Genomic DNA, 22,091 nt, shown 5'->3' with positions numbered 1-22,091 from the left:
GCTTGCGAAATCCGGCGGAACGAATTGCCCCGGCCTGGACTTGCCATGCGCACATTCATGATCGGAGGAGAGTTTGATGGTCCGTCGTTTTATTGGAACTGCCGCAATTGCGGCAGCGTTGAGTCTTCCGGCATCTGCTATCGCGCAGGGCGTGGTGGGTGGCATGGAACACGGCGCTCGCGAAGGTGACCGGGCAGCAGGTCCGGTCGGCGCCGTTGTCGGCGGGACGGTCGGCGCCATCACGGGCGGCGTGGCCGGTGTGCTTGGCGTCGATCAGCGTCCGCGCTTCCGCCATTACGTGGTCGAGCACCACCACCCCTCCTTTCACTACCGGGAGCAGGTCCGCGTCGGGACCGTGCTGCCGGAGAGGGGCGTGACCTATTATGAGGTGCCGGCGGAATACGGCGCGTCGCAGTACCGTTACACCGTGGTGAACGATACGACCGTGCTGGTCGATCCCCGAACCCACCGGATCGTCGAGATCATCGACTAGATGTGAGCCTTTCCACTTCTGATGGAATCAGAAGCGGGGCTCTATGATTTTGATTTGACGCGTTTTCTTGACGCGAACCGGTAGCCGCTTCGCTTGAAAACGCTCTAAACCAAACCGAGCATGAAGAGGGCCGCCGTCGCAGGCGGCCTTCTTTCCGTTCGGACGCGGCATCACATTCCGCCGGTCAGGAACGGGTTGCTTTTGCGCTCGTGGCCGATGCTCGATCCCGGACCGTGTCCACAGATGAAAGCGACGTCGTCGCCGAGCGGCAGCAGCTTGTCGGTGATGGATTTGATCAGCGTCGCGTGATTGCCGCCGGGCAGGTCGGTGCGGCCGATAGAGCCGTTGAACAGAACGTCGCCGACATGCGCGAAGCCCATCTCCCTGTTGAAAAAAACCACGCTGCCCGGCGAATGGCCGGGGCAATGCAGAACATCGAATGCGAGTTCGCCGATCTCGAGCCGGTGGCCCTCCTCGAGCCAGCGGTCCGGCGCGAAGTTGCGCATTCCGGTCATGCCGTAGCCGCGTCCGCTCTCGACCACATGATCGAGCAGGAACTTGTCGGCGATGTGCGGCCCCTCGATCGGGACCTTCAGCGCGTCGCGCAATTCCGCAGCGCCGCCGACATGATCGATGTGACCGTGCGTGAGCCAGATCCTTCTGACCGTCACGCCGGCCTTTTCGATAGTGGTCTTGATGAGTGGAACATCGCCGCCGGGATCGATGATCGCGGCGTCCCTGGTGGCTTCGCACCACAACAGCGTGCAGTTCTGCCGAAGCGGAGTCACCGGGATGATGGTGATCCCGGCTTTGGTTTGGCCGTCGGTCCGTTTCTCTTGGGTCATGTCTGCACAATGCCGATTTTTGTGACGCCGCCAAGCGATTTGAGCAGCGATCTCCGATCGCGCGCGCCGGCGAGAACGCCGGCATGGCCTGCGTCCTCATTTTTTTGCTATGGTGGCGGCAAATGGAATCGAACGCCACCCCCATCGTCCTCGTCCCCTCGCCGGATCGCCGCCAGTCGGAGACGGCGCTGGCGGTCGCGCGCGGGACGGCAAGGTTTTTGCGATCGCTGGGATTTTGCTGCGTCAGCGAACTGCCGCTGCCGTCGGGACGGCGCGCCGATCTGGTGGCGCTGAACGCGCGCGGCGAGATCTGGATCGTCGAGATCAAGTCATCGACCGAGGATCTGCGCGCCGATCGGAAGTGGCAGGATTACCGCGCGCATTGCGACCGCCTGTTCTTCGCATTCAGGCACGATCTCCCCTGCGAGATCTTTCCCAGCGACACCGGCCTGATCGTCGCCGACGCCTATGGCGCTTATCTGCATTGCGAGGCGCCCGAGCATCGCTTGCCCGCGCCCACGCGCAAGGCGATGATGCTCCGCTTTGCAATGACGGCGGCGCATCGGCTCAATCGCCTCGCCGATCCGCAAGGCCATGCCGAGGACGCTTAAGGCGTGATAAGAATGCGACCGGATCGCCATGCCCGGCCATGACAGGCGACGGAAGGAGTCGGGTTTGACGTCAGCGCGGCGCGCGCTTCGCCAGAATGCGTTGCAACGTGCGGCGGTGCATGTTGAGACGCCGGGCCGTTTCCGACACGTTGCGATTGCACATCTCGTAGATGCGCTGGATATGCTCCCACCGCACGCGATCGGCCGACATCGGGTTCTGCGGCAATTCGGACTTCTCCGTGCCGCTCGCAAGCAGCGCAGCGACAACATCGTCGGCATCGGCAGGCTTGGACAGATAATCGACGGCGCCCATCTTCACCGCGGTCACAGCGGTTGCGATATTGCCGTAGCCGGTCAGCACGATCGCGCGGGCGTCGGGCCGCTCCCGCTTCAGGGCCGACACCACGTCGAGGCCGTTACCGTCACCCAGACGCAAATCCACCACGGCAAAGGCCGGCGCAGATTTTCCGATATGCGCGAGGCCGTCGGAGACGCTGTCGCATGACGTCACATTGAAGCCGCGCGTTTCCATGGCGCGCGACAGGCGCTCCAGAAACGGCTTGTCATCCTCGACGATCAGCAGCGAGCGGTCGGCTTGCGGAAAAACGTCGGGGGTCGCGTTCACGTTGGTACCTCGCATCTGGTTGCCTCTGAAATCATATGGGCGCGGAAACGCGCGCCGCAAGCGATCGACGCTCGTGGTTGCAGAGGTTCATATCTAAACCATTGTCTCCGCGATCGTTTTCGAAATTTCGAAGCGGGCGCGCGGCCACACGATCTGAACCACCGCGCCGTGCTCCGGAAAAGTCCGGTTGCTGAACGAGACCTTCGCGCCGGTCCGCTCCAGCAAGGTGCGGGCGATAAATATACCGAGACCGAGGCCGGTCCGTCCGCCTTGCACGTCGCCGACGTTGCGGCGGCGCGACAGGTAAGGTTCGCCGATCCGCTTGAGAATATCGGGAGCGATGCCCGGCCCGTCGTCCGAAATCACGATTCCGACGGCATCGCCGTTCCACCAGGCATTTACTTCGACCTCGGTGCGCGCGAAATCGACCGCATTCTCCAGAATGTTGCCGACGCCGTAGAGGATCGCGGGATTGCGCATGCCGACCGGCTCGCAGTCGCCGGCGTCCGCGATCCGGACCTTGATGTCGATGCCGAAGTCGCGATGCGGAGCAACGGTTTCCTCGATCAGGGTCGACAGCGGCATCCGGTCGAACGGAGCGCCGGACGACGACAGTTGGGCGATCTTGGCAAGAATGTCGCGGCAACGCTGCGCCTGCTCCCGCACGATGCCGAGATCGCCCGCGAGCCGCTGGGGATCCTGCGCGCCTTTCTCCTGCAAGGCTTTTTCCAGTTCGCGGGAAATCAGGAAGATGGTCGACAGCGGCGTTCCGAGTTCATGGGCGGCGGCGGCCGCGAGGCCGTCGATCTGGGTCAGATGCTGTTCGCGCGTCAGGACCAGTTCGGTCGCCGCCAGCGCATCGGACAGCTTGCGGGCCTGCTCCGTCACCTGGAAGGTATAAAGGCTGGTCACGCCGATCGCGAGCACGATCGAAAACCAGACGCCTGCGAGATAGATCGGCGGCAGGATCAGCGGATGGGACACATCCCATGGCAGCGGCAAGTGGGTGAAGCCCAGCACCGTCGCACAGGCGATCGCAAACGCGCCGAGCGCCATGGTCAGCCGTGTCGGCAATGCGGTGGCGGAGATGAGCACGGGCGCAAGAAAAAGAAAGGAGAACGGATTTTGCAAACCGCCGGTGAAGAACAGCAGCACGGCCAGTTCCGTAATGTTCAACGCAAGTAGCGCCGCAGCATAACGCGGCTCAAGCCGCTGCATCGGATTGAAGATAACCTGCAAAGCGAGATTGAGCAGCGACGACAGCCCGACGATCGTCACGCAGGGAACGATCGGCAGATCGAATTCCAGTCCATGCGCGACGATGAAGATCGCCACGAGTTGTCCCAGCGCCGCGAGCCAGCGCAGCCGTAAGATCGTATCCAGCCGGACGTAGCGGCGCGGGTGGCGGAAATCGGAAGCGGCAGCGTCGGTCATTTCCTCAAGTTTAGAGCATGATCCCGAAAAGTGGGAACCGGTTTTCGGATAAGATCACGCTCAATCAAAAGGATAAGGCTGAGCGGCCTGATTCAAAGACGTTGTCGGTCGCGGTCGGCGAATGGTGGAAGCGCAACCGATCGACGCGTCCGATCGGAGAACCTTCGAGGGCGCGCCCGATTTTGCGCTGTTCTGCGCGCCGTCCTGCCTTCGGCATGGCGGGTATATTTGCCATATACGGTCTCCGCCAGCACCGACCTACTACATATATGCTAGAGGTGGATTGACGCTGCGTCTCGCAGCCGTCACTATGCTGCGATGCAAAAAGGGGATTGAGCAGAATGCCGATCGGTGAATTTGGACAGACGCCGGAGCTGCCGGCGGAAGTCAGTCCGACGATGACGGCGCCGATGTACTGGATGTACGAGATGGCGCAGGCATCGCTTAATCCGGCGCGCGCCGTCACCGATGCAACCAGGATATTGTTCCAGAATCCGCTCAATCCGTGGTCGAACACCGAGTTCGGCAAAACCATTGCCGCGGGCTGCGAGCTTTTCGAACGCACCACGCGCCGTTACGGAAAACCCGAATGGGGCTTGCATGAGACCGAGGTCGACGGCGTGCGCACGCCGATCGAGATCCGTTCGGTCTGGGCGAAGCCGTTCTGCCGCCTGCTCTACTTCGACCGCATGCACGCGCGTCCGCTGCGGAAACCGCAGCCGCGCGTGCTGCTGGTGGCGCCGATGTCTGGCCACTATGCGACCTTGCTGCGCGGCACCGTCGCGGCGTTCATGCCGACGCATGACGTCTATATCACCGACTGGACCGATGCCCGGATGGTGCCGGTGTCGGAAGGGCGCTTCGATCTCGACGACTATGTCGATTACCTGATCGAGATGCTGCATGTGCTGGGTGGAAACGTTCATGTCATCGCGGTCTGCCAGCCGTCGGTGCCGGTGCTGGCCGCGGTCTCGGTGATGGAGGCGGAGGGCGATCCGTGTGTTCCGCTCTCCATGACGCTGATGGGCGGCCCGATCGATACGCGTAGAAACCCGACGGCGGTCAACAAACTCGCCGCCGAGAAGGGCATCGACTGGTTCCGCAAAAACGTCATCACCAAGGTTCCGTTTCCGCATCCCGGCGTGATGCGCGATGTCTATCCGGGCTTCCTGCAGCTCAACGGCTTCATCAGCATGAACTTCGATCGCCACATGGACGCGCACAAGAGTCTGTTCAAGAATCTCGTCAAGGGCGATGGCGATCTGGTCGACAAGCACCGCGATTTCTACGACGAGTATCTCGCCGTGATGGATCTGACCGCGGAGTATTATCTGCAGACGGTCGATCTCGTGTTCGTCAAGCACGCATTGCCGAAGGGCGAGATGACCCATCGCGGCCGGCCTGTCGATCCCTCGAAGATCACCCGCGTCGCTCTGATGACGATAGAAGGCGAGAACGACGATATTTCCGGGCTCGGCCAGACCGAGGCGACGCACGCACTGTGCACATCGATCCCGGCCAGCCGGCGGACACACTACGTCCAGAAAGGCGTCGGCCACTACGGCGTGTTCAATGGTTCGCGGTTCAAGTCGGAGATCGTGCCGCGCATCAACGACTTCATGCAGTCGGTCACGACAAGACCGGCACGATCCGCGATCCGCGCGGCTGCGGAATGAATCCGCATGACACGAAAGCTGTTCTGCGCAGGAGGACGCGGTCCGGGTCCGATCCGGCTAAGCCGCTGGAATAATCAGAGAATTGAACCGATTTCGTCCGTTTCAAGGAATGAGCTGACATTCATGCCTAGACTAGTCGGATGCGGTGGAATGAAGCGAAAAATTTTTGTTCCGACCCCCATCCTGTAGGGGAGCGTAAAAAAATCACCCCTGTATATTGGGCAAATGATTTGTTTTTGCGCCGAACGATTTGACTGGCGGCGGTTATGGCAAAGTCCAGGCGCTACTGCCCCCGGATTTGCTGAAATGGCCCGCGCACTCCTCTATCGACGTCCCGCCGAACCGTCCCGGCTTCTGGTCAAGCACGGTTCGCAGATTTACTCGGTGCGCTTGCGCCGGCATCGTCGCGCGCGCCGCTATACATTGCGAATCCACCCGAGCGACCGCGAAGCGATCCTGACGATGCCGCCGCGCGGAACGCTCGCCGACGCCAAGGATTTCGCGCAACGTCACGGCGCCTGGATCGCGGCGCGGCTCGGGCGTTTGCCGAAGGCCGCGCCATTTCATCACGGCGCGGTCATTCCACTGCGCGGCGTCGCCCACCGGATCGTGCATCGCGCGGGCGAGCGCGGTACGGTGTGGACCGAAACGCGCGACAGCGGCGAGCGCATACTCTGCGTCGCAGGCGGGCTCGAATATCTCGACCGGCGCGTGCACGACTTTCTGAAGCGGGAAGCACGGCGCGACCTGCACAAGGCCGCGCAACGCTACGCCGACAGTCTGGGCGTCAAGGTCAAGCGGCTTTCGATCCGCGACCAGTCCAGCCGGTGGGGATCATGCACGTCGGCCGGATCGCTGTCATTCTCATGGCGACTCATCCTGGCGCCGCCATTCGTGCTGGACTATCTCGCCGCCCACGAGGTCGCCCACCTCGTCGAAATGAATCATTCGCCGCGATTCTGGAAGGTGGTGGCGCGCATCTGCAATCAGGTCGAGCGGGCCAAGAGATGGCTCGACGCCGAAGGCAACGATCTGCATCGCTACGGCATTCAGGATTAGGTGTTCAGTCCCGCGCATGACGCCCCGGCGCGGATTGATTCCGTGTAATCGTGAACCGCTCTATCGCCCGCCGAACAGCCGGTCCACCAGCCAGCCGTCCAGTCCGCTTGCGGCTTCCGGCCGGACGTCGGTCCGGACCGGTGGAGGCCGGCCGGCGGGAGACACTGGCGCGATGGCGGGAGCCGGCGCGACGACCTGGTGGCCAAGCTGCGCGATATCCGGCAGGAACCCGCCCCGCCGGGTGTCTGGAAGCGGTTCGGGCCGCACGCCCTGATGCGCGGCGCGCATGAAGCGCGTCCAGACTTCCACGGGCAGGCCACCGCCGGTGGCCTTGCGGGTCGGTGTGTTGTCATCGTTGCCGAGCCACACCCCGGTCACGAGCTTGGCGGTGTAGCCGACGAACCAGGCATCGCGAAAATCCTGGCTGGTGCCGGTCTTGCCGGCGGCGGTCCAACCGGGAACATCCGCCTTGCGCGCAGTGCCGCTGATGATCGTCTGCTCCATCATGGTGTTCATCATGGCGACGCTGCGCGGATCGATCACACGATTGGGCGTCTCGGCGGCGCGCGCATAGAGAATCCTGTTGCCGTCGACGGTGCGGATTCGATCGACGATATGGGGCGTGGCGGCATAACCGCCGTTGGCGAACGGCGCATAGGCGCCGACCAGTTCCAGCGGCGACACCTCGGAGGTGCCGAGCGCGATCGAGGCGTTTGGCTCCAGTTTCGATGTGATGCCGAGCCGGTGCGCGGTGCGGACCACATTCGCAGGCCCGACCTCCAGCCCGAGCCGAACCGCGACGGTGTTCAGAGACATCGCAAGCGCCTGGGTCAACGTCACCGCGCCGAAGTACTCGTGACCGTAGTTCTCCGGGCGCCAGCCCTTGACGTCGAGCGGAGCGTCCTGCCGGATCGTCTCGGGCGTGAGCCCGGACTCGATCGCGGTGAGATAGACGAACGGCTTGAACGCGGAGCCGGGCTGGCGCTTCGCCATCACCGCGCGATTGAACTGGCTGTCGGCGTAATTGCGTCCGCCGACCATGGCGCGGATCGCGCCGTCGGGCGTCATCGCCACCAGCGCGCCCTGGCTGACGTTGAACTTGACGCTTTTCGCGGCCAGTTCGTCGATCATGGCGGTTTCCGCCACGCTCTGCAATTTCGGATCGATGGTGGTTTCGACGATGATGTTCTGGTCGACCCGGCCGACCAGATCGTCGAGCACTTCGCCGACCCAGTCGGCGACATAGTTGATCGTTCCGGCGCTGGCCGGCTTCACCGCGTAGGAGGGATGGGTGCTGGCGGCATGCGCCTGCTGCGGGGTAATGAATTTCGCGTCCACCATCGCCGCGAGCACGACCTTGGCGCGCGCCTCGGCGCCTTCCGGGTTGCGGTCCGGCGCCAGCCGCGACGGCGACTTGACGAGGCCGGCCAGCATGGCGGCCTCCGCGAGCGTGACGTTCTTCGCGGGCTTGCCGAAATATTTCTGCGCAGCCGCCTCGACCCCATAGGCGCCGGAGCCGAAATAGACCCGGTTGAGGTAGAGTTCGAGAATCTGCGCCTTGGTGTGATTGTGCTCGAGCCAGATCGCGAGCGCGACTTCCTGAAGCTTTCGTTCAAGCGTCCGTTCCTGGGTCAGGAACAGGTTCTTGGCGAGCTGCTGGGTCAGGGTCGAGCCACCTTGCGACACCCCGAGGTGCAGGATGTTGGCCACGGCCGCGCGCAGGATGCCGATCGGATCGACGCCGTAATGCGAATAGAACCGGCGGTCCTCGATCGCGATGAAGGCTTTCGGCAAGTAGGGCGGCAGGTCCTTCAGCGAAACGTTGCTGCCGGCCATTTCCCCACGCGTCGCCAGCAGGCTGCCGTCAGCGCCGACGATCTGGATGGTCGGCGGACGTTTTGGAATTTCGAGCGACTGGATCGGCGGCAGATGCGCGCCAACATAGACCACCACGCCGACGACGGCGATAACCGCCCACAAAGCCAGCACGGCGCCCCAATACAACAGCCGGGACAGGCGGACGCGCATCCGCTTCTTCGCCCGCCCCTTACGGCCTTTCCGATCGGACGACGGCTTGCGCTCGGACGATCCGCCGTCTCCCGAACCGGCGGACTTGCGCGGCGCGGCGCGACTGGCCGGCCTGTCGTCGGCAATCGTGATGCGATCGAGCGGTTTGAGGCGCAACTCCGAGAGCGACGCGGCAAATCCGCTGAACACCGGCTCCTTGCGTCCGCCACGCTTTTTTCGTCCCCACGCCATACAACTACGCTCACACCCCGCGGCACGCTAGCGTTCCGGGTTTAAGAGACGGTTACCGCAATGTTAACGTAAGATTAGGGGCCCGGAGCGCCAGCACAGCGGCCCACGGGAGCCTGCTCCTCATTGTCTTGCCCATCATCGTGCTCACCAGATGCATGATCGTGCCCACAACCATTGCAAGATGGGGAGCCTGAAAGTCGCCGTGGCTCAGACGGCCGATTGTTCCGCCGCGTTGCCGTTGGCGAGCAGATGGACCAGCGCGCGCTTGATCGCGGCCTGCCGCGTCGGAGCGGTGATCCGGGCGCCGAGCAGGTCGGTGACGTAGAACACGTCGCGCGCGCGCTCGCCGAATGTCGCGACATGCGCGGACGCGATATCGAGATCGAGCTTGGAGATCGCCGTGGTGAGCTGGAACAAGAGGCCGGGCCGGTCCAGCCCCGAAACCTCGATCATGGTATGGCGGTCCGACCACTGGTTGTTGATGGTGACCTTGGGTTCGACCACGAACGGCCGCAGCCTTGTCCTTCCGGCGGCGCGGCGAGCCACCACATCGGGCAGGCGCAGCCGGCCCTCGAGCACCTGCTCGATGATCTCGCCGATGCGGGCGGCGCGCCGGCCCTCGTCCTCGTTGCGGTCGTATTCGCGGGAGATCGCGATGGTATCCAGCGCCTTTCCGTCGGTGGTCGTGTAGATCTGCGCATCGACGATGTTGGCGCCGGCCGACGCGCACGCGCCGGCGATGATCGACAGCAGCCAGGGATGGTCCGCGGCGAGGATCGTCAGCTCGGTGACGCCGCGCGCTTCGTCGAAGCCGACATTGATGTCGAGCTTCCGGCCGCTTCGCTCGCCGGCACGCAGGAAGCGCGCATGGCTGATCTTGTGCGCGAGATCGACCTTGAGCCAGTAGGCCGGATAATGCCGCGACATGTAGGCGTTGAGTTCCTGCTCGGACCACTCGGTGAAGGCGGCGCGGAACTCGGCCTGAGCCGCCGCGATGCGCTCGACGCGATTGACCTCGGAGAAGCCGCCGGTCAGCACCGGCTCGGTCTCATAATAAAGCGTGCGCAAAAGCTGCGCCTTCCAGCCGTTCCAGACGCCGGGGCCGACGCCGCGGATGTCGGCGGTGGTCAGGATCGTCAAGAGCTTCATCTGCTCGACCGACTGAACCACGGCCGCGAAGTTCTCGATGGTCTTGCGGTCGGACAGGTCGCGCGACTGGGCTACCTTGGACATCGTCAGATGCTGCTCGATCAGCCATGCGACCAGTTCAGTATCGGATGCGTTGAAGCCAAGGCGCGGGCACAAGCGCCGCGCCACCCTGGCGCCCGCGATCGAGTGATCCTCGGGGCGCCCCTTGGCGACGTCGTGAAGCAGGGTCGCGACGTAGATGACGGGCCGGTGCTCGGGACGGATCTTGCGCATCAGCTCGCTGGCGAGGGCGACTTCGTCGTTGCCGCCACGCTCGATGTCCTGAAGGATCCCGATGCAGCGGATCAGATGCTCGTCCACCGTGTAGTGATGGTACATGTTGAACTGCATCATCGAGACGATCTTGCCGAACGCGCCGATGAAATGACCGAGCACGCCGGTCTCGTTCATCCGGCGCAGCACGGTCTCCGCGTCGTTGGACGTCAGGATTTCCATGAACAGCCGGTTGGCGTCCGGGTTCTCGCGAAGCTGCGCGTTGATCAGCCGCCGCGACTGCGTCACGCTCCGCAGAGCGTCCGGATGGAAGGCCAGGTTGTTCTTCTGCGCGAGGCGGAACAACCGGATCAGGTTGACGGGATCGCGCTTGAAGACGTCGGGCGCTGCGAGATTGATGCGGTTGTTGTCGATAATGAAGTCGTCGCCGCCCGGAACCCGTCGCAGTTCCGTGGCGGGTTGACGTCTCGACATCATGCGGCTGAGGACCGGCGCCGGCTTGGCCTGCTGGTCTTCGAGCTTGGCGCACAGGATCGCGGTGAGGTTGCCGACATCCCTGGCGGTCAGGAAGTAGTGCTTCATGAAGCGCTCGACGTCCTGCATTCCCGGATGAGAGGTATATCCGAGCCGTACCGCGATTTCGCGCTGCAAGTCGAACGACAGCCGTTCCTCCGCCCTCCCCGTCGCGAAATGCAGGTTGCAGCGTACCGACCACAGGAAATCGGCGCAGCGGCGGAAGGTCCGGTACTCGCGGACATCGAACACCCCGCATTCCAGCAACTCGCGGCTTTCATGAACCCGGTAGACGTACTTCGCGATCCAGAACAGCGTGTGCAGGTCGCGCAGCCCCCCCTTGCCGTCCTTGACGTTGGGCTCGACCAGATAGCGCGACTGGCCGGCGCGGCGATGGCGCTCCTCGCGCTCGGCGAGCTTGGCGGTGACGAATTCCGCCGCCGTGCCTTGCACCACTTCCCTGTCGAAGCGCCTGACCAGTTCATCGTAAAGCGCCCGATCGCCGGCGAGGAACCGGGTTTCCAGAATCCCGGTGCGGACCGTCATATCCCGCCGTGCCTGCCGGATCGATTCGTTGACCGAGCGCGTCGCGTGGCCGACGCTCAAGCCCATGTCCCACAGGCAATACAGGATAGCCTCGGCGACCTGCTCGCCCCACGCGGTCTGCTTGTACGGCAGGATGAACAGCAGATCGAGATCGGACTCCGGCGCCATCAGGCCACGCCCGTAACCGCCGGTCGCGACCACCGCCATGCGTTCGCCGTCGGAGGGAATCGGGGAGTGATAGAGGTGACGGGTCGCCGCCGAAAACGCCACGCGGATGATTTCGTCCTGGGCGAAGCAAAGCCGTTCGGCGCAGCGCCGTCCGTGGCGATCCTTGAGGAGATTTGCCTGCGCCGCATCGCGCACCCTGGCGAATTCGTCCTTCAACAGCCTGGCGACCGCGGCGCGGAAGAGGTCCTCGTGCCCGGCATGCTTCTCCGCCAGCGCGTCGATGTCGCCGGTGATCCTTACGGTATCGAAGCCGTCGGCGGCTCCGGCCGCGTTATTGGTCGTTGCGAGATCCATTGCTTATCCGGATAACGGACGCTACGCGGGCTGTCACCGCAGATTGTCGGCCGCACGCGACGGATTCATGCTTTGCGCTATCCGTTTTGAGCAACGATGTGCTCCGGCGGAAGCTTCCAGACAATCTATTTTCTCGTTGACTGAGGTTTACAACTATTTGACATAAGATAGCTTTTTCATTCTGTCGACCGGCTCGCGCCAGATCAATTTTCAGGAGAGATGACCAATGTTCAAGCCCGCACGCCGCGCCGTGCTCGCCGCCCTTGCCGCAACCGCGCTCTTGCCGGCGGCGGCGTTCGCCGCCGACGCGCCGAAGGAAATCCATATCGACTGGGCGACCTACAACCCGGTGTCGATGCTGATGAAGGACAAGGGCCTGATCGAGAAGGAATTCGCCAAGGACGGCATTGCCGTGCGCTGGGTCCAGACGCTCGGTTCCAACAAGGCGCTCGAGTTCCTCAACGCCGGCTCGATCGATTTCGGCTCCTCCGCCGGCTCCGCGGCGCTGGTGGCGAAGATCAACGGCAACCCGATCAAATCCATCTATGTCTATTCGAAGCCGGAATGGACCGCGCTCGTCACCCGCAAGGACACACCGATCAAGACGGTGACCGACCTCAAGGGCAAGCGCGTCGCGGTCACGCGCGGCACCGATCCGCACATCTTCCTGGTGCGCGCGCTGCAGAAGTTCGGCATGTCTGAAAAGGACATCGTGCCGGTGCTGTTGCAGCATCCGGACGGCAAGACCGCGCTGATCCGCGGCGACGTCGACGCCTGGGCCGGGCTCGATCCGATGATGGCGCAGGCGGAACTGCAGGACGGCGCGCGGCTGTTCTACCGCGACGCCGACGCCAACACCTACGGGATCCTCAACGTGCGGGAGGAATTCCTGAAGAAGTATCCCAAGATCACGCAGCGGGTGCTGGCCGTTTACGAGACCGCGCGCAAATATGCGGTCGCCCATCCCGAGGAACTGGAAGCGAGCTTCATCGCCGCCACCAAGCTGCCCAAGGACGTGGTCGAGAAGCAGTTGCGCGAGCGCACCGACATCTCGAACGGCAAGATCGGAAAGGCCCAGCGCGACAGCATTCTCGCGGCCGGCCTTGCCCTTCAGCAGGCCGGCGTGCTCGACGCCAAGGTCGACGTGAAGGCCGCGCTCGACAATCTGATCGACGACCAGATTCCGCTGCCGGCCAACTGATCGGTCGACTCGTCCGGAACGGCGAGAACCGGCCTGCCGGGCCTCGCCGTTTTTGGTCTTGCAATCGGCGGCCCGACGGGGTTTGGCAATGACGATGACGCTGGACACCTCCGCGGAGAGCCCGCAAACGCTCGCACCGCCATCCGCGGCGCGGTGGCGGCGCTGGACGCGTCCGGCGCTCGGCCTGCTGCTGCCGCTCACCGCGGCGGTCGCGTGGGAATGGGCGGTGGCCGCCGGCTGGTCCGACGGGCGGCTGGTGCCGCCGCCGTCGACGGTGATCTCGACGATCGACGAACTCGCCCGCAGCGGCGAGCTATTCCGCCACATGGCGGCCACGCTCGAGCGCGTCGGCGCCGGCTTCGCGCTCGGCGTCGCCGCCGGCACGGTACTCGGCGCGATCTCGGGCTATTGGCGACTGGCGCGGCAACTGCTCGACCCGACCATTCAGGCGCTTCGCGCCATTCCCTCGATCGCCTGGGTGCCGCTGTTCATCCTGTGGCTCGGCATTTTCGAACTGTCCAAGGTCGCGCTGATCGCCGTCGGCGTGTTTTTCCCGATCTATCTCGGCGTGATGGGCGCGATCCTGTCGGTCGACCGCAAGATCGTCGAGGTCGGCCGCACATTTCGTTTGAGCGGACCGGCGATGATCCGGCGCATCCTGCTGCCCGCGGTGCTGCCGGCCTATGTGGTCTCATTGCGGGTCGGGCTCGGCCTCGGCTGGATGTTCGTGGTGGCGGCGGAATTCATGGGCGCGTCCGAAGGGCTCGGCTATCTCCTGATCGACGGTCAGCAACTCGGCAAGCCGGCGCAGATTCTCGCCGCCATCGTGATCTTCGCGATCCTCGGCAAGACCACCGACTGGCTGATCGAGATCGCGGCGATGCCGTTCCTGCGCTGGCAGGATGCATTCGCGCCCGGCCGCGGAGCGTTCTGATGCTGGTGCTCGACCGCGTCGGCAAGACCTATCCCAACGGCGTCCATGCGCTGGAGCGGTTCTCCACCGAGATCCGGCTCGGCGAGATCGTCGCCGTGATCGGCGGCTCCGGCTGCGGAAAATCGACGCTGCTGCGCGCCATCGCGGGCCTCGACCGCGCCAGCTACGGCGCCATCACCCTCGACGGCGAAGCCCTCACCGCGCCGCATCCGAAGGTCGGCATCATCTTCCAGGAACCGCGGCTGCTGCCGTGGCTGAGCGTCGCCGACAATATCGGCTTCGGTCTGTCGGACGTGTCTGCGACCGAGCGGCGGGAACGCGTCGCCGCCGCGCTCGCCAAGGTCGGCCTGTCCGACAAGGCGAAGGCGTGGCCGCGCGAACTGTCGGGCGGACAGGCGCAGCGCGTCGCGATCGCGCGGGCGCTGGTGGTGCGGCCGGAAGTGCTTCTGCTCGATGAGCCGTTCTCCGCCCTCGACGCCTTCACGCGGCGCGACCTGCAGGACCACCTGCTCGATCTGTGGTCGGAGACGCGCCCGACCTTGGTGCTCGTGACCCACGACGTCGACGAGGCGGTGGTGCTGGCGGACCGGGTGCTGGTGATGCGGCCGCGGCCGGGGCGGCTGTTCGAGGGCGTCGACATCAGCCTGGCGCGGCCGCGCGACCGCAATTCGGAGCTGTTCGAGACCACCAAGCGGCGCATCCTGACAGCGCTCGACCGCTCGCTCGACCAGGCCGCGCCCGCCCCGGCCGCCGCGGCCGAGGCCGGCGATGCGTTGTGGTGGTGAACCCGACGCGCCGCGATTACGTTCGCCAAACGAGTTCAGAAAGAAGAAAAGGAGACGTCGATGGATGCCGCCGAGCTTCGCGCCACGCAGGCCCCGATCAAGGAGCGCTACAAGAGCGACCCGAAATCAGCGCTGATCACGCTGAAGGCGCGGGGTTCGATCGACAGCGAAGGCATCGCCTGCAAGGTGGAGACCGGCCGCGCGCTTGCGGTCGCGGGGCTTCATCCGGCCACCGGCGGCTCCGGCCTCGAATTGTGCTCCGGTGACATGCTGCTGGAGGCGCTGGTCGCCTGCGCCGGAGTCACGTTGAAGTCGGTCGCGACCGCAATCGAGGTGCCGCTGAAATCCGGCCACGTCAGCGCCGAGGGCGATCTCGATTTTCGCGGCACGCTCGGCGTCGATAAGGAAACGCCGGTCGGCTTCGAATCGATCCGCCTGCGGTTCGATGTCGAGACCGACGCGCCGCAGGACAAGCTCGATCTCCTGCTCAAGCTGACCGAGCGCTATTGCGTCGTCTATCAGACCATCAAAAATGGACCGAAAGTGTCTGTCGAGATGAAAAGGGTGTGAGGCAGGTTCGATCCGCACCGGCGCGGACGCGGGCAGCGGCGTGCCGAATCCGGCTCTCAAGGGGTTTCGATCCCGCGCCCCCGACCCCAGATAGAGCGGCATGACCTCACCAATATCCGATCCCGCCCTATCGCTTGAAACCCCGGCGCGCGCGCCCTCGGCCGTTCCGGTCGATGACGCCGTGATTCCGTTCGAGGTGAGCGCGCTCGATCTGCGCGGACGGCTGACCCGGCTCGGACCCGCGCTCGACGAACTGCTGGTCAGGCACGATTATCCCGCGCCGGTCGCCAAGCTGCTCGGCGAGGCGATCGTGCTGACGACGCTGCTCGGCTCCTCGCTCAAGTTCGACGGCCGCTTCATCCTGCAGACCCAGACCGACGGACCGGTGTCGTTCCTGATTGTCGACTTCCGCGCGCCGGCGCGGCTGCGGGCCTATGCCCGCTTCGACAAGGCGCGGCTCGGCGGTGCGCAGGATTCCGGCGCGCTGCTCGGACGCGGCCATCTCGCCATGACTATCGACCAGGGGCCGGACATGAGCCGCTATCAGGGGCTGGTGGCGCTGGAAGGCGGCAGCCTCGAAGACGCCGCGCATGAATATTTCCTGCGCTCCGAACAGATTCCGACGCGGGTCCGCCTCGCGGTCGGCGAGGAATGGCGCAGGGATGGCGGTGGTCCCAGGCGCGGCTGGCGCGGCGGCGGCATGCTGCTGCAGTTCCTGCCCAAGGCGCCGGAGCGCGCGCGTCAGGCCGACCTCGATCCTGGCGACGCGCCGGAGGGCAGCGCGGTGCATACGGTTGCTGAGGACGATGCCTGGGTCGAGGGCCAGTCGCTGATCGGCACCGTGGAAGATCTCGAACTGATCGATCCCGATTTATCGGGCGAACGCCTGCTGTACCGGCTGTTCCATGAGCGCGGGGTCAGGGTGTTTCCATCCCGAAAATTGCATGCGCAGTGTTCATGCTCGCGCGACGCGGTGGAGGCGATGCTGAAGAGCTTCGCGCCACCGGACCGCTCCGGGATGGTGAAGGACGGCAAGGTCGCCGTCACCTGCGAGTTCTGCAGTTCGGTGTACGAATTCACCCCTCAGGAAGCCGGCGTGGAATAAGAGCCTGTTTGAAAAGTTTGCTTTCCAGGTGTCCCGGGCGCGCCGCGGCACGACGTGACGCCGCGCAGACCCGGGATCGTTGCAGAAAACCTCGCGAAAGACCCCGGCGCAGCAGCGCACCGTTTCACGCTGCGCTGCGTCCGGGGAACGGCCGGGAAGTGCCCGGTGACTTTCCAAACAGGCTCTCAGCGGATCGAGTCCGCTCGCCGCTGCGTCGCGGCGCCGCCTCAGTTCAGCACGCGCTTGCTGTCGGGGCTGTCGAGCGAGAAGGTGGGAACATCGATCTCGAACGGCTCGCCGCTCCGGATCGAGATCATCTGATAGCGACCGCTCATGAATCCGTTGGCGGTCGGCAGCGGAACGCCACTGGTGTATTCGAAGCGCTCGCCGGGCGCGAGCACCGGCTGCTCGCCGACCACGCCCTCGCCGCGGACTTCCTGTTTCCGCCCGGAGGCGTCGGTGATGATCCAGTGCCGGGTACGCAACTGGACCGTATCCGTCCCGGCGTTGGTGATGACCACGGTGTAGGACCAGAAAAAATGACCTCGCTCGGCAGACGACCGCTCCGGCATGAAGTTCGGTTCGACGGTGACTTCGATCTGGCGGGTAACGGCGCGATACATCTGAAACTCTCTCTAGAGCATTTTCCGGCGAAGTGAAATCCGGTCAGCGTGAAGAAAACGCTGTCAGTTATAACTTGCGCGTATTCCGACCGCAAAACCGGTATCCTCTTCGTTACGGAATACGCGTGTCCGGATTCCGAAGTTCGCATGCCTTTGCAGCAACCAGCTACCGGATCGCGTGAAACCTCGTCAAACCAAAAGCATAAAGCCCCGCTTCCGATGTCACCGGAAGCGGAAAGCTCAAAGGTCGGGGCGGATCATAGCGAAAACAGACCGGGGAACCAGCCCCCACTTAGTTGTGATGGCGCGCGGTTCCGGACTATAGAACTCCGACCGCAATATTGCTTTTTTGTCGCCGTTAGCGTGAAGCTGGCGTCCCGTAATCAGTCTCGGCCGGGGGCGACCGAGACCTTTTCGAAGCAGAGCGCATGCCGTCGGTTGCCGATCCGGCTGTCGAAGCCCGCGCCGGCGTGGCGGCGGACGGCCTCACGCGCGAAGCGCCGGCCGTTTCGATTCCCGCCGCACCCCGCGAGCGCGAGTTGCGGCTCGATCTGTTTCGCGGGCTGGCGCTGTGGCTGATCTTCATCGACCATCTGCCGCAAAATCTTCTGACCTGGCTCACCATCCGCAATTACGGCTTCAGCGACGCCACCGAGATCTTCATCTTCATCTCGGGCTATACGGCGGCGTTCGTCTACGGACGGGTCATGGCGCAGCGGGGATTCGTCGTCGCCGCCGCGCGCATTCTCAAGCGCGCCTGGCAGATATACGTGGCGCACATCTTCCTGTTCACGATCTTTCTCGCGGAGATTTCCTATGTCGCGAGTCGTTTCGAGAATCCGCTCTACACCGAGGAAATGGGCATTCTCGATTTCCTCAAGCAGCCCGACGTCACGATCGTGCAGGCGCTGCTGCTGAAGTTCCGGCCCGTCAACATGGACGTGCTGCCGCTCTATATCGCGCTGATGCTGTTCCTGCCGCTTATCTTGTGGCTGATGCGGCGCAAGGCCGATGTGACGCTGGCGTTGTCGGTAGCCCTTTATGCGCTCACCTGGCAGTTCGACCTTGCGCTGCCGGCCTATCCCAACGGGGTCTGGTACTTCAATCCGTTCGCCTGGCAGTTGCTGTTCGTGTTCGGCGCGTGGTGCGCGCTGGGAGGCGCGAAGCGGATGTCGCGCATCATCTGGTCGCCGGTGACGCTGTGGATATGCGTCGCCTATCTGCTGTTCGCCTTCTACACCACGCTGACCTGGCACGTGCCCCAGCTCAACCATTTCATGCCGGGCATCGTCGAGCAGTGGATGTATCCCATCGACAAGACCAATCTCGACGTGCTTCGCATCGCCCATTTCCTGGCGCTCGCCGCGCTGACCGTCCGCTTTCTGCCGAGGGACTGGCCGGGGCTGACGTCGCCATGGCTTCAGCCGATGATCCTGTGCGGCCAGCATTCGCTGGAGATCTTCTGCATCGGCGTCTTCCTGGCCTTCGCCGGACAATTCATCCTGGCGGAATTCTCGGGCGGCGCCGGGATTCACTTCGTTATCAGTGTTTGCGGAATCCTGATCATGTCGGCAGCCGCATGGATATTTTCATGGTACAAAAAGGTTGCCGGAAAGGGCGGAAGCCGAACCAGGGCCGCTGACGGCGACGCGGATCTGGCGGGAGGAGGAGCATGAGCGCCGGCTGGACGTCGGTCGTGTTCTTGCTGGCCGGTTTGTGGGCCAGCGCCTTTGCGCGCGCCGACGACCTGCCCAAGAGCTGCGACGTTTCGGCCTATCTTTTGACCAGCGACAGCCCGCTGTCCCGCGTCGCCTCGGCGGTCAAGACCGGCGGACCGGTCGATATCCTGGTTGTCGGCAGCCGCTCCTCAACCATAACCGGAGCGGAGAGCGACGCCTATCCCGCGCGCTTGCAGGCTGCGCTTCGCGAGAAATTGCCGGGCGTCACCGTTAACATGTCGGTGGAACTGGCCCCCCGGAAGACCGCCGAGGAGGTCGCGCCGGGCCTGGGCAAGCTCGCGGAAACGAAAAAGCCGACCTTGGTCGTGTGGCAGACCGGGACCGTCGATGCTATGCGATCGGTCGACGTCGACAACTTCCGCAGCGCCGTCGACCAAGGCGTCGCCGCCTTGCAGAAAGCGGGCGCCGACGTCGTGCTGATGAACATGCAATACAGCCCGCGCACGGAAACCATGGTTTCACCGGCCTCCTATATCGACAACATGCGGCTCGCCGCGCAACAGCACGACGCTCCCCTGTTCGACCGGTTTGCGATCATGAACGAATGGAAGGAGAGCGGCGAATTCGATCTGTTCAGCGCGGTGCGCAGTATCGATCTGGCCAAACGTGTTCACGATTGCCTCGGCCGCGCCTTGTCGACATTCGTGATCAACACCGCTCATATCGATCCCGCCGAACTCAAGACCCGGCGCCAATGACGATCCGCGGCCGCCTTTCCCGAGTCTCCGGTCCGGCCGCGCTGGTGATCATGTTGATTGTCGCACCGACCTCGCGCGTGGTCGCCCAGAGCGCGGCGGCCAACGCCACCGCGCAGCCAATGGGCGCCGGCCTGTCCGCGCCGCCGTCGACCGGCGCGGCGGCCGCGGCTCCCGGCACGCCGACGCCGGACCCGTCCGGAAAGACGATCGACATGGTGAAGGCGGTTGCCGCCCGCGGCCGCGACATTCTCAGCCGCGTCCCCTGTCTGCCGCCGAAGGGCGTCTCGCAGTCGATGGGATCGCTGCCGCATGTGGCGGCCAAGCTTGCCGCCAACAAGCCGGTCGTCATCGTCGCCTTCGGCTCGTCGTCGACGCAGGGTTACGGCGCGACGTCCCCCGAATTCAATTATCCGAACCGGCTGGCGGCCCGGTTGCATCGCAAATATCCCACGACCTCCATCACCGTGATCAATCGCGGCAAGGGCGGCGAGGACGCGCCGGAGATGATGAAGCGGCTGCGATCGGAAGTGATCGACGCCAAGCCCGACATGGTGATCTGGCAGGTCGGCACCAACGCGGTGTTGCGCAATCTCGATCCCGCGAGCACGGCGAAAACCGTCGAAGACGGCGTCGCGACCATTCAGGCCTCCGGCGCCGATCTCGTTCTGGTCGATCCGCAATATGCGCCCGCCGTCAACGCCAGGGGCGAGACTGCCGGCAGGATGGTCCGCCTGCTGAGCAAGGTCGCGCACGTCAGGCATATCGGGATCTTCCCGCGCTTCGAAGTCATGCGCGACTGGCACGACCGGCAGTCGCTGCCCTTCGACGCCTTCGTGACCAAGGACGGACTGCACATGAACGACTGGGGTTATGCCTGTTTCGCCCAGTTGCTCGGCGACGACATCATCCAGTCGGTGGGTCAGGCCCAGGCGGCCGTCAGGCTGCCGCCAGCCGCAACCGCCGATCGGCCGTTGTGAGATCGCGCCGCACGTTCCGAGGGTTTGACCGAGAGTCGGCTTTCCGTCATGGCCGGGCTCGTCCCGGCCATCCACGTCTTTTCTGACCGAATTGCACAAGACGTGCATGCCCGGCATAAGGCCGGGGCACGACGAGGTAGTCGTTTCCGAACCGATGACCTCAGGATGACGATGATTGCGAAGCGCCGGTTCACGCCATATCCAGCGCGGCGGCGAGGTCCTCGATCAGGTCGTCCTTGTGCTCGAGGCCGACCGAATAACGGATGAAGCCTTCGCCGATGCCGAGGCCGGCGCGGACCTCCGGCGCGAGACGCTGGTGGGTGGTGGTCGCCGGATGGGTCACGAGGCTCTTGGCGTCGCCGAGGTTGTTCGAGATGCGCGCGAGCTTCAGCGCGTTGAGACAGCGGAAGGCGGCCGCCTTGCCGCCCTTGACCTCGAAGCCGATCAGGGTCGATCCGGCGCGCATCTGCTTCTTCACCAGCGCCGCCTGCGGATGGTCGGGCCGGCCGGGATAGATGAGGCGGGACACTTTGGGGTGCGACGCCAGCGCATCCGCGATCGCCGCCGCGCTCTCGGTCTGCCGGCGGACGCGGACGCCGAGCGTCTCCAGCCCCTTCAGGAGAACCCAGGCGTTGAACGGCGAGATCGACGGCCCGGTCTGGCGGATGAAGGTCTGCAGATGATCCTGCACGAACGCGTTGGATGCCAGAATGACGCCGCCAAGCGTGCGTCCCTGGCCGTCGATGTGCTTGGTCGCCGAATACACCACGACGTCCGCGCCGAGCGCCAGCGGGCTTTGCCAGATCGGCGTCGCGAACACGTTGTCGACGATCAGCCGCGCGCCGGCCTGATGCGCGACCTCGGCGATACCGCCGATGTCGAGCACGTCGAGCGTCGGGTTGGTCGGACTTTCGATGAAGCAGCTTCTGGTGTTCGGCCGCATCGCCTCGCGCCACTGATCGAGGTCGAGGCCATCGACCAGCGTGGAGGCGATGCCGTAGCGCGGCAGCAGGTCCTCGACCACATAGCGGCACGAGCCGAACAGGGCCTTGGCCGCGACGACGTGGTCGCCTGCCTTGAGCGGAGCGAGCATCGCGGTCGTCACCGCCGCCATGCCGGTGGCGGTGGCGCGCGCGGCCTCCGCGCCCTCCAGTTCGGCCATCCGCTGCTCGAACATGGCGACCGTGGGATTGGAGTAGCGCGAGTAGATGAAGCCGGGATCCTCGCCCTTGAACCGCGCCTCGCACTGCTCGGCGGTGTCGTAGACGTAGCCTTGAGTCAGAAACAGAGACTCCGACGTCTCGGCGAACTGCGAGCGCAGCGTGCCGGCATGGACCAGCCGGGTTTCGGGGTGATAGCGGGGTGCGGGCGAAGACTGCGACATGTGACCTCCTGCGCGACCGCCTCGGAAAACGGCCACAAAAAAACCGGCCTGGAAAAATCCACGGGCCGGG

19 protein-coding genes are annotated in these 22,091 nt (G+C 64.4%); 12 read left to right on the top strand and 7 right to left on the bottom strand.

What is annotated here, in order from left to right; genetic code table 11:
- Positions 1 to 76 precede the first annotated feature (76 nt).
- Positions 77 to 493 carry a DUF1236 domain-containing protein gene (locus tag ACMDCM_RS14940; protein WP_412774287.1) on the top strand — a complete coding sequence of 139 codons (417 nt, stop codon included), beginning with the start codon at positions 77 to 79 and terminating at the stop codon, positions 491 to 493.
- Positions 494 to 663: 170 nt separating this feature from the next.
- On the opposite strand, the gene ACMDCM_RS14935 is transcribed toward ACMDCM_RS14940, so the two are convergent.
- Entirely contained in the window at positions 664 to 1,338 is a 675-nt protein-coding gene (locus tag ACMDCM_RS14935) for an MBL fold metallo-hydrolase (RefSeq protein ID WP_412774286.1), read from the bottom strand.
- Between the two features lie 122 nt (positions 1,339 to 1,460).
- On the opposite strand from ACMDCM_RS14935, the gene ACMDCM_RS14930 reads away from it, so the two are divergent.
- Positions 1,461 to 1,949, top strand: a complete 489-nt coding sequence (locus ACMDCM_RS14930; RefSeq protein ID WP_412774285.1) for an MmcB family DNA repair protein — start codon at positions 1,461 to 1,463, stop codon at positions 1,947 to 1,949.
- Positions 1,950 to 2,019: 70 nt separating this feature from the next.
- On the opposite strand, the gene ACMDCM_RS14925 is transcribed toward ACMDCM_RS14930, so the two are convergent.
- Both ACMDCM_RS14925 and ACMDCM_RS14920 read right to left on the bottom strand, forming a co-directional pair.
- A complete protein-coding gene (locus ACMDCM_RS14925) occupies positions 2,020 to 2,589 on the bottom strand; it encodes an ActR/PrrA/RegA family redox response regulator transcription factor (protein WP_412774284.1) in 570 nt (189 codons plus the stop codon).
- Between the two features lie 78 nt (positions 2,590 to 2,667).
- The gene (locus tag ACMDCM_RS14920; protein WP_412774283.1) at positions 2,668 to 4,008 is read right to left on the bottom strand and encodes an ActS/PrrB/RegB family redox-sensitive histidine kinase; all 1,341 of its coding nucleotides are present in this window, start codon (positions 4,006 to 4,008) and stop codon (positions 2,668 to 2,670) included.
- A 341-nt stretch (positions 4,009 to 4,349) separates the two neighbouring features.
- On the opposite strand from ACMDCM_RS14920, the gene ACMDCM_RS14915 reads away from it, so the two are divergent.
- Positions 4,350 to 5,684 (top strand): polyhydroxyalkanoate depolymerase, encoded by a 1,335-nt coding sequence (locus tag ACMDCM_RS14915; protein ID WP_412774282.1) that lies wholly within the window; start codon positions 4,350 to 4,352, stop codon positions 5,682 to 5,684.
- 225 nt (positions 5,685 to 5,909) lie between these two features.
- Positions 5,910 to 6,743 (top strand): M48 family metallopeptidase, encoded by an 834-nt coding sequence (locus tag ACMDCM_RS14910; RefSeq protein WP_412774281.1) that lies wholly within the window; start codon positions 5,910 to 5,912, stop codon positions 6,741 to 6,743.
- Positions 6,744 to 6,803: 60 nt separating this feature from the next.
- Here ACMDCM_RS14910 and ACMDCM_RS14905 read toward each other — a convergent pair whose 3' ends face one another.
- Entirely contained in the window at positions 6,804 to 9,002 is a 2,199-nt protein-coding gene (locus ACMDCM_RS14905) for a transglycosylase domain-containing protein (RefSeq protein WP_412774280.1), read from the bottom strand.
- Positions 9,003 to 9,209: 207 nt separating this feature from the next.
- A complete protein-coding gene (locus ACMDCM_RS14900; RefSeq protein ID WP_412774279.1) occupies positions 9,210 to 12,005 on the bottom strand; it encodes a [protein-PII] uridylyltransferase in 2,796 nt (931 codons plus the stop codon).
- Positions 12,006 to 12,231: 226 nt separating this feature from the next.
- On the opposite strand from ACMDCM_RS14900, the gene ACMDCM_RS14895 reads away from it, so the two are divergent.
- The 5 genes from ACMDCM_RS14895 to ACMDCM_RS14875 all read left to right on the top strand — a co-directional run bounded on the left by ACMDCM_RS14895 (position 12,232) and on the right by ACMDCM_RS14875 (position 16,600).
- Positions 12,232 to 13,206 (top strand): aliphatic sulfonate ABC transporter substrate-binding protein, encoded by a 975-nt coding sequence (locus tag ACMDCM_RS14895; RefSeq protein ID WP_412774278.1) that lies wholly within the window; start codon positions 12,232 to 12,234, stop codon positions 13,204 to 13,206.
- An 88-nt stretch (positions 13,207 to 13,294) separates the two neighbouring features.
- On the top strand, positions 13,295 to 14,140 hold the full coding sequence (locus ACMDCM_RS14890; RefSeq protein WP_412774277.1) for an ABC transporter permease: 846 nt from the start codon (positions 13,295 to 13,297) through the stop codon (positions 14,138 to 14,140).
- Positions 14,140 to 14,925, top strand: a complete 786-nt coding sequence (locus tag ACMDCM_RS14885) for an ABC transporter ATP-binding protein (RefSeq protein WP_412774276.1) — start codon at positions 14,140 to 14,142, stop codon at positions 14,923 to 14,925. Before ACMDCM_RS14890 ends, ACMDCM_RS14885 begins: the two co-directional genes overlap by 1 nt.
- Positions 14,926 to 14,985: 60 nt before the next feature.
- Entirely contained in the window at positions 14,986 to 15,495 is a 510-nt protein-coding gene (locus ACMDCM_RS14880) for an OsmC family protein (RefSeq protein ID WP_412774275.1), read from the top strand.
- A gap of 100 nt (positions 15,496 to 15,595) precedes the next feature.
- Positions 15,596 to 16,600, top strand: coding sequence for an Hsp33 family molecular chaperone (locus tag ACMDCM_RS14875; RefSeq protein ID WP_412774274.1), 1,005 nt, complete (start codon positions 15,596 to 15,598; stop codon positions 16,598 to 16,600).
- 227 nt (positions 16,601 to 16,827) lie between these two features.
- On the opposite strand, the gene apaG is transcribed toward ACMDCM_RS14875, so the two are convergent.
- Positions 16,828 to 17,223, bottom strand: coding sequence for a Co2+/Mg2+ efflux protein ApaG (apaG, locus tag ACMDCM_RS14870; protein WP_412774273.1), 396 nt, complete (start codon positions 17,221 to 17,223; stop codon positions 16,828 to 16,830).
- 428 nt (positions 17,224 to 17,651) lie between these two features.
- Here apaG and ACMDCM_RS14865 point away from each other — a divergent pair, with 428 nt between their 5' ends.
- From ACMDCM_RS14865 to ACMDCM_RS14855, 3 genes are read left to right on the top strand one after another with little or no spacing between them, the layout of a single operon-like run.
- On the top strand, positions 17,652 to 18,899 hold the full coding sequence (locus ACMDCM_RS14865) for an OpgC family protein (RefSeq protein ID WP_412774272.1): 1,248 nt from the start codon (positions 17,652 to 17,654) through the stop codon (positions 18,897 to 18,899).
- Positions 18,896 to 19,660: a GDSL-type esterase/lipase family protein gene (locus ACMDCM_RS14860; protein ID WP_412774271.1), complete on the top strand. Its 765-nt coding sequence runs from the start codon at positions 18,896 to 18,898 to the stop codon at positions 19,658 to 19,660. The genes ACMDCM_RS14865 and ACMDCM_RS14860 overlap by 4 nt, the downstream gene beginning before the upstream one ends.
- On the top strand, positions 19,657 to 20,637 hold the full coding sequence (locus tag ACMDCM_RS14855; RefSeq protein WP_412774270.1) for an SGNH/GDSL hydrolase family protein: 981 nt from the start codon (positions 19,657 to 19,659) through the stop codon (positions 20,635 to 20,637). Before ACMDCM_RS14860 ends, ACMDCM_RS14855 begins: the two co-directional genes overlap by 4 nt.
- 190 nt (positions 20,638 to 20,827) lie before the next feature.
- Here the strand turns inward: ACMDCM_RS14855 and ACMDCM_RS14850 are convergent, their stop codons facing one another.
- Positions 20,828 to 22,021 (bottom strand): O-succinylhomoserine sulfhydrylase, encoded by a 1,194-nt coding sequence (locus ACMDCM_RS14850; RefSeq protein ID WP_412774269.1) that lies wholly within the window; start codon positions 22,019 to 22,021, stop codon positions 20,828 to 20,830.
- Positions 22,022 to 22,091: the final 70 nt, after the last annotated feature.

It is taken from the genome of Nitrobacter sp., assembly GCF_047149785.1.
Classification (GTDB): Bacteria; Pseudomonadota; Alphaproteobacteria; order Rhizobiales; family Xanthobacteraceae; genus Nitrobacter.
This window is presented reverse-complemented; position numbering and strand designations above follow the sequence as displayed.